Origin of the sequence: Chromohalobacter sp. HP20-39 (assembly GCF_033052815.1) — a bacterium.
Lineage (GTDB): Bacteria > Pseudomonadota > Gammaproteobacteria > Pseudomonadales > Halomonadaceae > Chromohalobacter.
In genome coordinates, this window is the sequence record NZ_JAWHTP010000721.1 from 1 (window position 1) to 269 (window position 269).

At 68.4% G+C, this 269-nt stretch carries 1 protein-coding gene; it reads left to right on the forward strand.

The window, feature by feature from the left end:
- Positions 1–27 precede the first annotated feature (27 nt).
- The coding region (locus RVY79_RS19840; RefSeq protein WP_317466285.1) for a hypothetical protein at positions 28–269 on the forward strand (242 nt) is incomplete at its 3' end.

Sequence of the window (269 nt, forward strand, 5' to 3'; positions counted from 1 at the left end):
GAACCCACAACGATCCGGGAGGACCCCATGAAACTCACCCCCATTGCACTTGCGCTGGCCACGCTTGCCCTGTCCGCCTGCGGCGGTGGCGATTCGGGCAACAGCACCCCGACCGACACGACACCCGGCGGTGGCTCGCCCAAGACACTGACCGTCAGCGGTGTAGCGGCCGCCGGCGCCGCCATGCAAGGCGCCACGGTCACGCTGATGGACGCCAGCGGCAAGTCGGTCAATTGCCCCGCCAACGCTACGTCAGGGGCCTTCCAGTG